This is a genomic window from Pseudomonas sp. 51_B, assembly GCF_017491595.1.
Classification (GTDB): domain Bacteria; phylum Pseudomonadota; class Gammaproteobacteria; order Pseudomonadales; family Pseudomonadaceae; genus Aquipseudomonas; species Aquipseudomonas promysalinigenes.
The window spans coordinates 152,270-166,766 of the sequence record NZ_JAFGYW010000009.1 but is presented as its reverse complement, the minus strand read 5'-3'; the positions used below and the strand labels follow the sequence as shown (position 1 = coordinate 166,766).

At 62.6% G+C, this 14,497-nt stretch carries 13 protein-coding genes; all 13 read right to left on the bottom strand.

Going from position 1 to position 14,497, the window contains the following annotated elements:
- Positions 1-685, bottom strand: a 685-nt coding sequence (gene ftsA, locus J5M56_RS13115; protein ID WP_207937091.1) for a cell division protein FtsA, incomplete at its 3' end; no start/stop codon positions are given.
- Between the two features lie 14 nt (positions 686-699).
- A complete protein-coding gene (locus J5M56_RS13110) occupies positions 700-1,569 on the bottom strand; it encodes a cell division protein FtsQ/DivIB (protein WP_060479600.1) in 870 nt (289 codons plus the stop codon).
- Between the two features lie 5 nt (positions 1,570-1,574).
- The gene (locus J5M56_RS13105; RefSeq protein ID WP_060479599.1) at positions 1,575-2,531 is read right to left on the bottom strand and encodes a D-alanine--D-alanine ligase; all 957 of its coding nucleotides are present in this window, start codon (positions 2,529-2,531) and stop codon (positions 1,575-1,577) included.
- A complete protein-coding gene (gene murC / locus J5M56_RS13100) occupies positions 2,528-3,976 on the bottom strand; it encodes a UDP-N-acetylmuramate--L-alanine ligase (RefSeq protein ID WP_207937090.1) in 1,449 nt (482 codons plus the stop codon). Before murC ends, J5M56_RS13105 begins: the two co-directional genes overlap by 4 nt.
- A complete protein-coding gene (gene murG / locus J5M56_RS13095) occupies positions 3,969-5,048 on the bottom strand; it encodes an undecaprenyldiphospho-muramoylpentapeptide beta-N-acetylglucosaminyltransferase (protein ID WP_207937089.1) in 1,080 nt (359 codons plus the stop codon). The genes murC and murG overlap by 8 nt, the downstream gene beginning before the upstream one ends.
- Complete coding sequence (ftsW, locus tag J5M56_RS13090) at positions 5,038-6,249, bottom strand: putative lipid II flippase FtsW (protein ID WP_186477633.1); 1,212 nt, start codon at positions 6,247-6,249, stop codon at positions 5,038-5,040. The genes murG and ftsW overlap by 11 nt, the downstream gene beginning before the upstream one ends.
- A complete protein-coding gene (gene murD, locus J5M56_RS13085) occupies positions 6,249-7,595 on the bottom strand; it encodes a UDP-N-acetylmuramoyl-L-alanine--D-glutamate ligase (RefSeq protein WP_060479595.1) in 1,347 nt (448 codons plus the stop codon). Before murD ends, ftsW begins: the two co-directional genes overlap by 1 nt.
- Positions 7,596-7,601: 6 nt before the next feature.
- Positions 7,602-8,684, bottom strand: a complete 1,083-nt coding sequence (gene mraY / locus J5M56_RS13080; protein WP_186477485.1) for a phospho-N-acetylmuramoyl-pentapeptide-transferase — start codon at positions 8,682-8,684, stop codon at positions 7,602-7,604.
- On the bottom strand, positions 8,684-10,051 hold the full coding sequence (gene murF / locus J5M56_RS13075) for a UDP-N-acetylmuramoyl-tripeptide--D-alanyl-D-alanine ligase (RefSeq protein WP_207937088.1): 1,368 nt from the start codon (positions 10,049-10,051) through the stop codon (positions 8,684-8,686). Before murF ends, mraY begins: the two co-directional genes overlap by 1 nt.
- The gene (locus J5M56_RS13070; protein ID WP_186477483.1) at positions 10,044-11,534 is read right to left on the bottom strand and encodes a UDP-N-acetylmuramoyl-L-alanyl-D-glutamate--2,6-diaminopimelate ligase; all 1,491 of its coding nucleotides are present in this window, start codon (positions 11,532-11,534) and stop codon (positions 10,044-10,046) included. The genes murF and J5M56_RS13070 overlap by 8 nt, the downstream gene beginning before the upstream one ends.
- Complete coding sequence (locus J5M56_RS13065; RefSeq protein ID WP_186477632.1) at positions 11,531-13,264, bottom strand: penicillin-binding protein 2; 1,734 nt, start codon at positions 13,262-13,264, stop codon at positions 11,531-11,533. The genes J5M56_RS13070 and J5M56_RS13065 overlap by 4 nt, the downstream gene beginning before the upstream one ends.
- Entirely contained in the window at positions 13,264-13,557 is a 294-nt protein-coding gene (ftsL, locus tag J5M56_RS13060; RefSeq protein WP_060479591.1) for a cell division protein FtsL, read from the bottom strand. The genes J5M56_RS13065 and ftsL overlap by 1 nt, the downstream gene beginning before the upstream one ends.
- Positions 13,554-14,495, bottom strand: a complete 942-nt coding sequence (gene rsmH / locus J5M56_RS13055) for a 16S rRNA (cytosine(1402)-N(4))-methyltransferase RsmH (RefSeq protein ID WP_207937096.1) — start codon at positions 14,493-14,495, stop codon at positions 13,554-13,556. The genes ftsL and rsmH overlap by 4 nt, the downstream gene beginning before the upstream one ends.
- Between the last annotated feature and the right edge of the window lie 2 nt (positions 14,496-14,497).

Below are 14,497 nucleotides of genomic sequence, written 5' to 3'. Positions count from 1 at the left end.
TATGGCGGATAGCACCCTCGGTGAAGATCGCGATATCGGTGGTGCCGCCGCCGATGTCCACCAAGCACACGCCCAACTCTTTCTCGTCATCGGTCAGCACCGAGTAGGCCGAAGCCAGCTGCTCGAGAATGATGTCGTCGATTTCAAGGCCGCAACGGCGCACGCACTTTTCGATGTTCTGAGCGGCGTTGACTGCGCAGGTGACCACATGAACCTTGGCCTCCAGACGAACGCCAGACATACCCAGTGGTTCGCGGACCCCTTCCTGGTTGTCGATCACGTAGTCCTGCGGCAGGGTGTGCAGCACGCGCTGGTCGGCAGGAATCGCCACGGCCTGGGCGGCGTCGAGCACGCGCTCGAGGTCGGCCACGCTGACCTCGCGGTCGCGGATGGCGACGATGCCGTGGGAGTTCAGGCTACGGATATGGTTGCCCGCCACGCCAACGAAGGCCGAGTGGATACGGCAGCCAGCCATCAGCTGGGCCTCTTCCACTGCGCGCTGGATCGACTGCACGGTCGACTCGATGTTCACCACCACGCCTTTCTTCAGGCCGCGGGACGGGTGGGTGCCGATGCCCACGATTTCCAAGGTCCCGTCTTCGCCCACTTCACCCACCAGCGCCACCACTTTGGATGTGCCGATGTCCAGCCCGACGATCATTTTGCCGCTATGCGCGTTTGCCATGGTCCTGCCTCTCTCTAATTCTTCGCAACGGCGGGTTGGGCCGTCGTCGGTGCGTTCGGTTCCCGCCAGCCAACGGCAAGCCCGTTGGCGTAACGCAGATCAATGCGGGCGATATTGGTGATCTGCTCTTTGAGTGTCTTGTCGTAAATGGCAATGAAACGGCGCATCTTCTCCACCAGATGATCGCGCCCCAGCAGCAGTTCGATGCCTGGCCCGGCGCTGCTTGCACCGGTGGTCAGGAACCAGCTGCCACGCTCGCGCAATTCCAGACGTGCGATGGAAAAGCCCAAGGGACGCAGCATCTGGCTCAATACCTGATACTGCTGCATGACTTGTTGTTGAGCGCGCTGCGGCCCGGCCAGCTGCGGCAAGTGCTCGTAATTGGCCAGTTCACGCGGAGTGAAGGCTTGGCCCTGGTTGTTCAGCAGCGCTTCGTCACCCCAGCGCGCCACTGGCAGTTGTTCTTCAAGGCGGATCACCACTTCGTCCGGCCACACCCGACGCACTTCGGCATGGGCGATCCAGGGCATCTGCTCGAGCTCGGCGCGCATCGCCGGGAGGTCGACACTGAAGAAGCTCGCCGCCACGTAAGGTGCAATGCGTTGCTGCACCGACTGCTGGCTGATGTAGGTCAGGTCACCCTGCACATCGATCTTGGTGATCGGCCGATCGGCATAGGGCATCAGGCGAATGGCACCCTCGTAGGCGCCGAACCCAGCCGCCACCAGCACGATCGGCCATAACAAACGCTTCAGACCACCCAGGCTCGGCCGTGGCAGGCGCGCCGATACGGGCTCGTCGGCCACCAGTCGGCTGGCACCACGTGGCACCGGCTTGCTGCGGCCGGTAACGGGTTGCTGCTGACGTATCATTGCGCCTTGCATGATGCTTAACCTCGCGTCGCCACGCTTTCAGCCAGGATTGCCAGCACCAGTTGCTGGAAATCCAGGCCGGCCGCGCGGGCCGCCATGGGCACCAGGCTATGATCAGTCATGCCTGGTGCGGTGTTGACTTCGAGCAGCCAGAAGCGGCCTTGCTCGTCCTGCATCACGTCCAGCCGGCCCCAGCCTTCGATGCCGATGGCATCGCAGGCGCGCGCGGTCAGGTCGATCAGTTCCTGCTCTTTGGCACTGTCCAGGCCGCACGGGATGCGGTACTGGGTGTCATTGGCGATGTACTTGGCGTCGTAGTCGTAGAACACGTGCGGCGTACCCAGTGCGATCGGCGGCAGCACCTGGCCACGCAGAACAGCGATGGTGAACTCCGGGCCGTGAATCCATTGCTCGACCAGGACCTGTGAATCGTAGCGGGCAGCGTCCTTCCAGGCGGCGACCAGCTCTTGCTCGCTGTTCACCTTGGCCATGCCGATGCTCGAACCTTCATGGGCGGGTTTGACGATCAACGGGAAGCCCAGTTCCGTGCCAGCAGCAATACAATCATTTTCGCTGCCAAGTACTGCATGGCGAGGGGTAGGAATACCCAGGCTCTGCCATACCTGCTTGGTACGAAGTTTGTCCATTGCCAGTGCCGAAGCGAGGATGCCGCTGCCGGTATAGGGGATGCCCAGACACTCGAGCAGCCCCTGCATGCTGCCGTCTTCACCGCCACGGCCGTGAAGGATGATGAAGGCGCGGTCGATCTTCTCGTTCTGCAGGCGCGCCAGCAGATCGTCGCCCACATCGATGCCGACCACGTCGACACCAGCAGTGCTCAGGGCGTCTATAACAGCGGCGCCGGACTTCAGCGACACTTCACGCTCGGCGCTTTTGCCACCGTACAGCACGGCCACGCGCCCGAACGCTTTCACGTCCAGGGTGCTGTGCAGTTGTTGGTAAGCGCTGGTCATTTCGACTTCTCCTGCTTGGCGCCAGCAAACAGCGGGCTTTTCATCAGTTGCGGGGCCAGGCCACCGACATCACCGGCACCCTGGCAAAGCAGGATGTCACCGGCGCGCAGCAGCGGTTTGACCAGCGGCGCCAGTTCCGCGCCACGTTCGATGTAGATTGGGTCCAGCTTGCCGCGCTGGCGGATGCTGTGGCACAGCTGGCGGCTGTCGGCACCGGGGATCGGCTCCTCGCCGGCCGGGTAGACCTCCATCAGCAAAAGCACATTGGCGTCACCCAGCACCTGGACGAAATCGTCGTACAGGTCGCGCGTACGGCTGTAACGGTGCGGCTGGTAGACGATCACCAAGCGACGGCTTGGCCAGCCTCCGCGCACGGCTTTGATCACTGCAGCGACTTCGGTCGGGTGGTGGCCATAGTCGTCGACCAGCATCACGCTGCCGCCTTCTACAGGCAGCTCGCCGTATACCTGGAAGCGTCGCCCTACGCCCTGGAAGCCAGACAGGCCCTGAACGATGGCTTCATCGTTGATCCCTTCGTCAGTGGCGATGGCGATGGTGGCCAAGGCATTGAGCACGTTGTGATTACCGGGCATGTTCACCGACACCTCCAGCGGCTCGCGGTCGCGACGCAGCACGGTGAAGTGAGTTTGCATGCCCTGCTGGCGCACGTTGATGGCGCGGATGTCAGCCTCTTCGCTGAAGCCATAGGTCACGGTCGGGCGCTTGACCTGCGGCAGGATCTCGCGAACCACCGGGTCATCCAGGCACATCACGGCCAAGCCATAGAACGGCAGGTTGTGCAGGAACTCGACGAAGGTCTTCTTCAACTTGTTGAAGTCGCCTTCATAGGTCGCCATGTGGTCGGCATCGATGTTGGTGACCACCGCAACCATCGGCTGCAGATGCAGGAAACTGGCATCGCTTTCGTCAGCTTCGGCGATCAGATAACGGCTGGTGCCAAGCTGGGCGTTGGTGCCGGCAGCGGTCAAGCGGCCACCGATGACGAACGTTGGGTCCAGCCCGCCAGCGGCAAACACCGAGGCCAGCAGGCTGGTAGTGGTGGTCTTGCCATGGGTACCGGCCACGGCCACGCCGTGGCGGTAGCGCATCAGTTCGGCCAGCATCTCGGCACGCGGCACCACCGGGATGCGTCGTTCAAGGGCTGTGGCGACTTCCGGGTTGGCCGGGTTGATCGCACTCGACACCACCAGCACATCGGCGGTGGCGGCGTTTTCGGCACGGTGGCCTACAAATATCTGGGCGCCGAACGACTCCAGACGCTCGGTCACCGGAGATGCCTTGAGGTCAGAGCCGGACACCTGATAGCCCAGGTTCAGCAGCACTTCAGCGATGCCGCACATGCCCACCCCACCGATACCGACGAAGTGGATGCGATTGATACGGCCCATTTTCGGCTGGGGCATGGCCTTCTGGCTTTCAACCATGGGCCACCTCCAGGCAGACATCGACTACGGTGCTGGTTGCAGCAGGTTTGGCCAGGCGCCGTGCGGTGCCAGCCATGGTGTTGAGTTTCTCGGGTTGCATCAGCACCTCGTTCAGGCGTTCAGCGAGTTGCGCTGCGCCAGTTGTCGCTTGTGGCATGAGGAAGGCAGCGCCCTCCCGAGCCAGATATTGAGCATTGTGGGTCTGGTGATCGTCGATGGCGTGGGGCAATGGCACCAGCATCGAAGGCAGGCCCGCGGCTGCCAGTTCGCTCACGGTCAGGGCACCGGCCCGGCAGACCACGATATCGGCCCAGCCGTAGGCATGGGCCATGTCTTTGATGAACGGTTCGACCTGAGCCTGAACACCCGCTTCGCGGTAGCGCTCGGCTGTGGCGGGCGCATGGTGCTTGCCGGCCTGGTGGAATACTTCCGGGCGCAGGCTAGCGGGAACTTCGGACAGGGCCTTGGGCAACAGTTTGTTCAAAGGTTCGGCCCCCAGGCTGCCACCCATGACCAGCAGGCGTGCACGGCGCTCGGCCAGCGGCGCGCGCTGGGCATCCATGAAGAGCTCTGGGCGCACCGGATTGCCGGTGGTGCGCAGTTTCTCGCTGGCGCCGAAGGTCGCTGGGAAGGCTTCGCACACCCGCGCAGCCAGCGGCAGCAGCAGGCGGTTGGTGGTGCCGGCACGGGCGTTCTGCTCGTGGATCACCAGTGGCACCCCGCACAGCCGCGCGGCCACACCGCCCGGCCCGGTCACATAGCCGCCGAAGCCGACCACGCAGACAGGCTTGAGCTGGCGCACGATGCGCATTGCCTGCAGCACGGCCTTGACCAAGGTGAACGGCGCCTTGAGCAGCGACAGCTTGCCTTTGCCACGCAGGCCACTGACCTGGATCAGATGTAAAGGCAGGCCTGCTTGCGGGACCAGTTCGTTCTCGATACCCCGTGGGGTGCCCAGCCAATGCACGGTGTAGCCACGCGTTTGGAACTCGCGGGCGCAGGCCAAGGCTGGGAACACATGGCCCCCAGTACCGCCAGCCATGATCAGCACATGCTTGCCGTCAGCGGCCATGACTGGTCTCCTCGGCAAAATCGCTTTCTTTAAACTCGTGTTCCTCGCTGCCCAGGTGCGTGCGGCTCTCCCATTCGATACGCAACAGCAAGCCCACGCAGGCACAGCAAATCACCAGCGAGGAGCCCCCATAACTGAGGAATGGTAAGGTCAGGCCCTTGGTCGGCAGCAGGCCGACGTTTACGCCAATGTTGATCAGGAACTGACCGATCCACAGAAACGCCAGGCCGAACGCCATGTACGCGGCGAAGAACTGCTTGGCCTTCTCGGCCCAGAGGCCAATGTACAGCGCACGCACCGTCACGAAGACGAACAGCGCGATGGTGACCAGCGAGCCGACCACTCCCAGCTCTTCAGCCAGCACCGAGAACACGAAGTCGGTGTGCGCTTCAGGCAGGTAGAACTGCTTCTGCACGCTATTACCCAGGCCAACGCCCAACCACTCGCCGCGGCCGAAGGCGATCAGCGCCTGGGTCAGCTGGTAGCCGGACCCGAACTGGTCGGACCAAGGGTCGGTGAAGGTAATCAAGCGTGCCATCCGGTAGGGCTGCGCCTGGACCAGCACGAACACCGCGAGCACCGCCAGTACCACCATCAGGCTGAAGCGGAATAGCCCCACCCCCCCTAGGAACAACATGGCAGCAGCGGCGCCCATCATGACTACGGTGGCACCGAAGTCTGGCTCCATCAGCAGCAGCGCGGCCATTGGCAACAGCACGATGAAAGGTTTGAAGAAGCCCATCCAGGTTTCGCGCACTTCGGTCTGCCGGCGCACCAGGTACCCGGCCAGGTAGATGACCACGAAGACCTTGGCGATTTCCGATGGCTGTACGTTGAAGAAGCTGAAACCGATCCAGCGCATCGAGCCGTTGACCTCACGGCCAATCCCAGGCACCAGCACCAGCACCAGCAAGCCGAAGGCACCCAGCAGCATCGTGAAGCCCATGCGCTGCCAGGTGGCGATCGGCACCATCATGGTCGCGCCGCAGGCTACAAGCCCGAGGAACACGTACACCAAGTGACGGAACATATGGTAGAGCGGGTTCCCCGACTGCACGGCGGCCACCTCGGACGACGCCGAGGTGATCATTACCAAGCCCAGGCCAAGCAGCGCCAGGCAACCGGCCAGCAGCGGGAAGTCCAGGTCGATGCCACGGCCGCTGATCAGCGGCGACGGGTAAGGTTTGAGGATGCCGAAAATCATGCCAGCTCCCCCGCCGCCTGGGCGAACAGGCGCCCACGCTCTTCGAAATTCTTGAACATGTCGAGGCTGGCGCACGCAGGCGACAGCAGCACGGCATCACCCGCCTGTGCCAGTTGGGCGCATTGCTCAACGGCCTCGCCCAGGGTCTGAACACGCACCAGCGGTATGCCTTCACCCAGTGCCTGGGCCAGGCGCTCGGCATCGCGGCCCAGCAGCACCACGGCACGGCAGTAACGCTCGACAGGCTCGCGCAGGGCGGCAAAGTCTGCCCCCTTGCCGTCGCCACCTGCAATCAGCACCAGCTTGCCATCGATATCCGCGCCCAGGCCCTCGATCGCCGCCAATGCAGCACCGACGTTGGTAGCTTTGGAGTCGTCGTACCAGTTCACGCCATTGCGCTCACGGACCCACTGGCAGCGATGGGCCAGCCCCTTGAACTCACGCAGCGCCTCAAGCATCGGTGCGAACGGCAGGCCAGCAGCATGCCCCAGCGCCAAAGCCGCCAGAGCGTTGCTCTGGTTGTGAGCGCCGCGGATCTTCAATTCGCGTACAGGCAGCAGCGCTTGGAATTCATAGGCCAGGTACTTCTCGCCGTCGACTTCACGCAGGCCGAACGCTTTGAAGTCGGGTTGATTAAGGCCGAAGGTGAAGCAGGGACGGCCCTCAACCGGCAGCGGCCGGCTCAGAGCATCCTGGCGGTTTACCACGACCTGCCGGGCGCCGCGGAAGATCCTGTGCTTGGCCAGGTGATAGGCAGGCAGCCCACTGTAGCGGTCCATGTGGTCTTCGCTGATGTTCAGCACGGTGGCAACTTCGGCGTTGAGCTGGTCGGTGGTTTCCAGTTGGAAGCTCGACAGTTCCAGCACGTAAAGCTCCACGTCATCGCTGAGCAGATCCAATGCCGGGGTACCCAGGTTGCCGCCTACGGCCACCCGCTTTCCGGCTTTGGCGGCCATGTCGCCAACCAGGGTGGTCACGGTGCTTTTGGCATTGGAACCGCTGATCGCCACGATCGGCGCCTTGGCGTGGCGTGCGAATAGCTCGATGTCACCCGACAGCTGCACGCCACGTGCGGCAGCCTGCTGCAGGGCTGGGGTGGCCAAGGCCAGGCCAGGGCTCACGTACAGCTCATTGGCGCGGCACAGGAAGTCCACGTCCAGTTCACCACAACGTACTTCCACCTGCGGGTAATCACGGCGCAGGGTTTCCAGTTCCGGCGGTTGTTCGCGGGTGTCGGCGACCGCAAAGGCGATGCCCCGGCTCGCCAGGAAGCGAACCAGGGACATGCCGCTCTTGCCGAGGCCGACAACGATGCGGAATTGGTCGGAAGCGATCAATGACACGCTTTTCTACCTCAGTTTCAGGGTGGCGAGGCCGATCAGAACCAGAATCACGGTGATGATCCAGAAACGGACGATCACGCGTGGCTCAGGCCAGCCCTTGAGTTCAAAGTGATGGTGAATCGGCGCCATGCGGAACACACGCTTGCCGGTGAGCTTGAACGAGGCAACCTGGATCACCACCGACAAGGTTTCCATCACGAAGATGCCGCCCATGATGAACAACACGATTTCCTGACGCACGATCACCGCGATGGTGCCCAACGCTGCGCCCAGGGCCAGTGCGCCGACGTCGCCCATGAACACCTGGGCCGGGTAGGTGTTGAACCACAAAAAGCCAAGGCCAGCACCGATCAGCGCACCGCAGAACACGATCAGCTCGCCCGAACCTGGTACGTAAGGGATCAGCAGGTATTCGGCGAACTTCACGTTACCCGAGAGGTAGCAGAAGATGCCCAAGGCACCACCGACCATCACGGTCGGCATGATCGCCAGGCCGTCCAGGCCATCGGTCAGGTTGACCGCGTTGCTGGAGCCAACGATGACGAAATAGGTGAGTACCACGAAGCCGACACCCAATGGGATGGTGACGTCTTTGAGAAACGGTACGATCAGCGTGGTTTCTACGCTGGTAGGCGCAGTCATGTACAGGAACAGCGCCGCGCCAAGACCGAACACCGATTGCCAGAAATACTTCCAGCGGCTCGGCAAGCCACGGGAGTTCTTTTCGATCACCTTACGGTAGTCGTCCACCCAGCCAATGGCACCGAACAGCAGGGTGACGATCAGCACGGTCCACACGTAGCGATTGGACAGGTCGGCCCACAACAGGGTGCTGACGCCGATGGCAGACAGAATCAAAGCGCCACCCATGGTCGGGGTGCCGGATTTGGACAGGTGCGATTGCGGGCCGTCGTTACGAACGGCCTGCCCGATCTGACGAATCTGCAGGGTACGAATCATCCACGGCCCTAGCCACAGCGCCAGCGACAACGCAGTCAGCACGCCAAGAATCCCGCGCAGGGACAGGTACTGAAAGACTGCGAAGCCCTTATAGAACTGTTGCAGATACTCGGCCAACAGCAGCAGCATTAATGTTTCTCCCCGCTGGCACCGCACAATGCCGCCACGACGTTTTCCATCGCAGCGCTGCGCGAGCCCTTGATCAAGATTGTGGTGTCGCTGGCAGTCTCTGCGCGAACGGCATCGATCAGTTCAGCTTGAGTAGCGAAATGACGGCCATCGGCGCCGAACGCCTTGACCGCATGAGCCATGTTGGAGCCCGTTGCATAAACGGCATCCACCTTACCGCGTGCATAGTCGCCCACCTGCCGGTGGCCTTCCTCCGCCCACTGACCCAATTCGCCGATATCCCCGAGCACCAGAACGGTGCGCCCGGAAAAGCTGGCGAGTATATCAATGGCCGCGCACATCGAGGTGGGATTTGCGTTGTAGCTGTCATCGATGACCCGCACCCCATTGGGCGCGACCTGCACCACGGTGCGGCCCTTGACCGGTTGCACGGCATTGAGCCCTGCAGCGATACCGCTCAGGCTCAGACCAACGGCGTGGGCAGCGGCGGCGGCGGCCAGCGCATTGCTGACGTTGTGAGTGCCCAGCAGGTTGAGTTGCACCGGCACGCTGCCTTCTGGGCCATGCAGGGTGAAAGACGGGCAACCACGGGCGTCGCAGCCGATGTCGCTGGCGTGGAAGTCGGCCTGTGGGTTATCCAGTGCGAAGGTGAAAATACGGTGATCGCCTGCACGCTTGCGCCAGATTTCGAACGCCTTGTCGGCCAGATTGAGGATGGCGGTGCCGCCCTCGCCCAGGCCTTCTAGAATCTCGCCTTTGGCTTCGACGATCTTTTCAGGGCCACCGAATTCGCCCACGTGGGCAGTGCCAGCATTATTGATGATCACCACATGCGGCTGGGTCAGGCCCACGGTGTAGCGGATTTCGCCGATGCGCGAAGCGCCCAGTTCGATCACCGCAGCGCTGTGTTCAGGCGCGATTTCCAACAGCGTCAAAGGGGCGCCTAGGTCGTTGTTAAGGTTGCCCCGGGTGGCGTGCACCAACCCGCGAGTGCGCAGAATGCTGGCGAGCATTTCCTTGACCGTGGTCTTGCCGCTGGAGCCCGTGATAGCAACGACCGGCTTGTCGAATGCCGCGCGGTTCAGGGCTGCAAGCTGGCCAAGTGCAACGCGGCAGTCGGCGACCAGCAGCTGAGGCAGCGCGACATCGACGATTTCGCGCTCGACCAAAGCCGCCACGGCGCCTTTGGCCGTTACGTCCGCCAGGTAGTCATGGCCATCGAAACGTGGCCCGGTCAGGGCGACGAAGAGCTCGCCAGGAGCAACGCTGCGGCTGTCGATGCTGACACCTGTAAAGGTCGCGTCGGCGCCTATCAAGCGTGCATTCAACGCACCGGTCAACTGGCTGAGGGTCATAGGCTTAAGCATGCGGAGCCTCCCAGGCTGCCAGTGCCTTGTCGGCTTCGATCAGGTCGGAGAACTCGTGGCGCTGGCCATGGATCTCCTGGTAATCCTCATGCCCTTTGCCGGCCAGGACGATCACGTCATCGGCCGCCGCAGTGGCAATCAAGTGAGCGATGGCATCGCCCCGACCCGCAACGAACTCGACGCTAGTTGGGGTGGTGAAACCGGGGCGAATATCGTCGAAGATGCGCAGCGGGTCTTCGGTACGCGGGTTGTCGTCGGTGACCACGACGCGGTCAGCCAGGCGCTCGGCCACCTCGGCCATCAATGGGCGCTTGCCGCGGTCACGGTCACCACCGCAGCCAAACAGGCACAGCAGTTTGCCGTGAGCATGTGGGCGCAAGGCTTCGAGGACCTTTTCCAGGGCGTCCGGGGTGTGCGCGTAATCGACCACCACCAGCGGCTTGTCGCCGCCTCCCAGTCGCTGCATTCGACCAACAGGGCCCTGCAGTTGTGGCGTGACCTTGAGAATCTCGTCCAGCGAGAAATCCAACGCCATCAGCGTGGCCACCGCCGCAAGCATGTTGCTGAGGTTGAAGCGACCCAGTAACTGGCTACGCAGCACCCGTTCCCCCTGTGCAGTGACGAGGACCGCGCGCACGCCATCATCATCGAACTGCGCCTGGCGGCAGAACAGCGAAGCGTCTGGATTCTCAAGGCTGTAGCTGAGCAGCCGGGTTTCGATATGTTCCACACTCGGGCGGCGGGCAAAGTCTTCAGCCAGGCGGCGGCCAAAATCGTCATCCAGATTCACGACCTGGCAACGCAGGCTTGGCCAGGCGAACAGCTTGGCTTTGGCGGCCTCGTAAGCCTGCATGCTGCCGTGGTAGTCCAGGTGGTCGCGGGACAGGTTGGTCATGACCGCGATGTCGAACTCCAACGCAGCGACCCGGCCTTGCTCCAGGGCATGGGAAGAAACCTCCATGGCCACGGCCTTGGCCCCGCCCTTCTTGAGGTCGTACAGCGTCGACTGTACGGCGATCGGGTCAGGCGTGGTCAGCCTGCCGCTTTGCAGCTCGCCATAAAAACCGGTTCCCAGCGTACCGATCAGGCCGCAGCGCTGGCCCAGGGCATCGAGCGCCTGAGCCACCAGTTGCGTGACACTGGTCTTGCCGTTGGTGCCGGTCACGCCTACCAGGTTCAGCTGGCGGCTCGGTTCGCCGTAAAAGCGCCCGGCAATCTGCGATAGCTGGCCGATCAGGCCCTTGACCGGAATCAACGGTACATCGGTGAGCGGCAGCACGTTGGCGCCCTGCTCCTCATAAGCGACAGCCGCGGCCCCACGCGACAGCGCGTCGGCAATGTGCTCACGGCCATCGACCTTGGCCCCTGGCACAGCCAGGAACAGATCACCCTGGCGCACCTGACGGCTGTCCAGGGTCAGCTCACGGATGAGCGGGTCACGGCTGGCGTGGGCGAACAGTTTGCTCAATGGCATCGTCATCATCCACGCCCTCCCTTGGCGGGTACTGCACTGGCCTGCTGCGGGTCGCTTGGCGGCGGCAGGTTATCTGGCGGCACGTTCATCAGGCGCAGGGTGCCCGACATGACCTTGCTGAAGACCGGAGCCGATACCAGACCGCCGAAGTAGCCGCCCTTGCCAGGCTCGTCGATGACCACGACGATGGCATAACGCGGGTCGCTCATCGGGCCGAAGCCTGCGAACAGCGAGCGGTAGGCGTTCTCGGTATAACCCTTGGAGCCAACGGTCGCTTTACGGGCCGTACCAGACTTGCCAGCCACGTGATAGAACGGCACTTGAGCGCGGAACACGCCGCGCGGCGCTTCGATCACCTGCTGCAGCATGCCCTGAATGGTTTTGGCGGTGTCCTTGGGTATGGCTTGCACCGCCTCTGGCGTTTTGTCCACCTTGAGAATCGACAGCGGCACCATCTTGCCGTCGTTGGCCAGCGCCGCGTAAGCGTGCACCAGCTGCAAGGCAGTGACCGAGACACCATAGCCATAGGACAGAGTCGCGGTCTCGGCCTTGCGCCACTCACGGTGGTTAGGCAGGTTACCCACACGCTCGCCTGGGAAGCCGAGGCCGGTGTATTGGCCCAGACCGACCTGGGACATCACTCGATAAATGGCTTCACCGCCGATATCGAATGCGATCTTGCTCATGCCGACGTTGGAGGAGTTGATCAGAATGCCAGTCAGGTCGAGGATCGGGCCCTCGCTTCTGGAAACGTCCTTGATGGTGTAACGGCCAATCTGCAAGCTGCCCGGATAGACCTCGACCTTGTCGGTCGGCTTCCAGCGGCCGCTTTCAAGCGCAGCACTCATCGAGATCGGTTTGACCGTAGAGCCCGGCTCGAACACGTCGATGATCGCGCGATTGCGCATGGCTGCCGGGAACATGCTACGACGGTTGTTGGGGTTGTAGGTGGGCTGGTTGACCATGGCCAGCACTTCGCCGGTCTTGACGTCCATGATCACCAGGCTGCCGGCCTTGGCGTCCTGTTCGGCGATGGCATTGCGCAGTTCGCGGGTGGCCAGATACTGCAGGCGCAGGTCGATCGACAATGCCAGGGTCTTACCGGCCTTGGCGTTCTTGGTGACCTGGATATCCTTGATCAAACGGCCGCGACGGTCCTTGATCACCTGCCGCTTGCCAGGTACGCCGGCCAGCCATTCGTCATAGGCCAGTTCCACGCCTTCGCGGCCGTGGTCGTCGAGGTCGGTGAAGCCGACCATGTGCGCGGTCACGTCACCGGCAGGATAGAAGCGGCGGAACTCTTCCAGCCCGTAGACACCCGGCACTTTAAGGTCGAGCACGTGCTGGCCCTGCTCAGGGGTCAGGCCCCGGACCAGGTAGATGAATTCCTTGTTGGCCTGCTGGGTCAGGCGCTCGTCCAGTTGCTTGGCGCTCTGCCCCAGCGCTGCAGCCAGCTGCGGCCAGCGGTCCTTGGATGCCTGCATCTCCTTGGGGTTGGCCCATAGGGTTGTCACCGGGGTACTGACAGCCAGCGGCTCGCCGTTGCGGTCGGTGATCAGGCCACGATGCGCAGGGATAGGGATGTGTCGCAGGCTGCGCGCATCGCCCTGCCCCTTGAGGAAGTCACGGTCCACTACCTGCAAGTCGATGATGCGCCAGCAGATCGCGCCAACCATCAGTGCCAGCAAACCCACCACTACCCGGAAGCGCCAAGGGTAGAGAGCGCCTTCGAGCTTCATCATGGCGATACCATCCGCACTTCGTCAGCGGCAGGCACGCGCATCTTCAACTGGTCGGACGCCAGGTTCTCGATACGGCTGGAAGCGGTCCAGGTGCTTTGCTCGAGGATCAACCGGCCCCACTCAGCCTGGGCTTTGTCCCGCTCGTTCAACTCGCCGTACAAAGTGTTGAGCAACTGACGATTCCAGTGGGCGCTGTAGGACACGGCAATCGCCGAAACCAAAACGCCGACAAACAACAGAAGCATCAGGAAGCTTCCGCCTGGCAAAGGCTTGTCATGGAGCCGGCTCACCGAAGTTTCTCCGCCACTCGCATCACGGCGCTACGCGACCGCGGGTTGGCCTTGAGTTCGGCTTCGCTGGCAAATTGAGCCTTGCCGATCAGCTTGATCTTCGGCTCGAATACCTTGTGCTGTACGGGCAGGTTGCGCGGCAAATTATCAGCTTCGCCCTTGACCAGCTTGCGCATGAACAGTTTGACGATGCGGTCTTCCAGAGAGTGGAAGCTGATGACCGCCAGGCGGCCGCCCACTTCCAACGCATCGAGCGCAGCGTCCAGGCCAGCTTCCAGATCACCCAATTCGTTGTTGACGTGGATGCGCAGCCCTTGGAAGGCACGGGTTGCCGGGTTCTTGCCCTTTTCCCAGGCAGGATTGGCGACCTTTAGCACTTCAGCCAAGTCAGCGGTGCGAGTGAAAGGCTGCTTCTCGCGACGCTCGACCACAGCGCGCGCCATGCGCCCGGCAAAGCGCTCTTCGCCGTATTCTTTGAACACACGGGCGATTTCTTCGGCAGGCGCAGTGGCAATGAACTCAGCAGCACTGATGCCTTGGCCAGGGTTCATGCGCATGTCCAACGGGCCATCATTGAGGAAGCTGAAGCCGCGCTCGGGGTCATCCAACTGAGGCGATGAAACGCCCAGGTCCAGCAGGATGCCACTGACTTTGCCCGCGAGGCCGCGCTCGGCCACTTCCGCGCCCAGCTCTGCAAAACTGCGCTGCACAATGACAAAGCGGCCGTCTTCGGCCGCCAGCGCTTGCCCAGTGGCAATCGCTTGAGGATCTTTGTCGAAGCCCAGCAGCCGCCCTTGCGGCCCAAGCTTACTGAGGATCAGGCGGCTATGACCGCCGCGCCCGAAGGTGCCGTCGAGATAGCAACCGTCGGCGCGCAGGGCCAATGCCTCGACAGCTTCATCGAGCAGGACGGTGATGTGGTTGAAGCCGCTATCTATGG

Bases quoted from the DNA above. Each gene is read 5' to 3' on its own strand.
- J5M56_RS13110 (WP_060479600.1), bottom strand. From the start codon at position 1,569: ATGCAAGGCGCAATGATACGTCAGCAGCAACCCGTTACCGGCCGCAGC.
- J5M56_RS13105 (WP_060479599.1), bottom strand. From the start codon at position 2,531: ATGACCAGCGCTTACCAACAACTGCACAGCACCCTGGACGTGAAAGCG.
- murC (WP_207937090.1), bottom strand. From the start codon at position 3,976: ATGGTTGAAAGCCAGAAGGCCATGCCCCAGCCGAAAATGGGCCGTATC.
- murG (WP_207937089.1), bottom strand. From the start codon at position 5,048: ATGGCCGCTGACGGCAAGCATGTGCTGATCATGGCTGGCGGTACTGGG.
- mraY (WP_186477485.1), bottom strand. From the start codon at position 8,684: ATGCTGCTGCTGTTGGCCGAGTATCTGCAACAGTTCTATAAGGGCTTC.
- murF (WP_207937088.1), bottom strand. From the start codon at position 10,051: ATGCTTAAGCCTATGACCCTCAGCCAGTTGACCGGTGCGTTGAATGCA.
- J5M56_RS13070 (WP_186477483.1), bottom strand. From the start codon at position 11,534: ATGATGACGATGCCATTGAGCAAACTGTTCGCCCACGCCAGCCGTGAC.
- J5M56_RS13065 (WP_186477632.1), bottom strand. From the start codon at position 13,264: ATGAAGCTCGAAGGCGCTCTCTACCCTTGGCGCTTCCGGGTAGTGGTG.